We start from the raw sequence: 286 nt of genomic DNA on the forward strand, positions 1-286 counted from the left end.
ATAAAAATGTTCTCCTCTCTATATTCAATGAATTTGTATTTGAGTTAATTTTTTGTTGTTATCACGTCCTGTTCTTTTACTGACTGTTGCTTCAAAATCTGCTTGAGTCGGTCTGTCAGTTTCGCATGGTCGAGAATGTCTTTTACAACCTGCGTCTGGTTGATTTCATCAAGTTTAATCGCAACCTTTAAGGTCGGGGCATCTTGATGAGATAGCCAGTTCAGCGTCCTTTGGAAGGAGTAAGGCTCTGGTTTTGTGGTTAGTTTTAATCGTTCACGATTGTTCC

At 39.2% G+C, this 286-nt stretch carries 1 protein-coding gene; it reads right to left on the minus strand.

Annotated features, from left to right (window positions below):
- Positions 1–44: 44 nt before the first annotated feature.
- Positions 45–286: replication initiation factor domain-containing protein (locus tag NE665_RS24345; protein WP_256302761.1), on the minus strand; the 242-nt coding region annotated here is incomplete at its 5' end.

This window comes from Clostridium sp. DFI.1.208 (assembly GCF_024463855.1).
Classification (GTDB): Bacteria; Bacillota_I; Bacilli_A; order Erysipelotrichales; family Erysipelotrichaceae; genus Clostridium_AQ.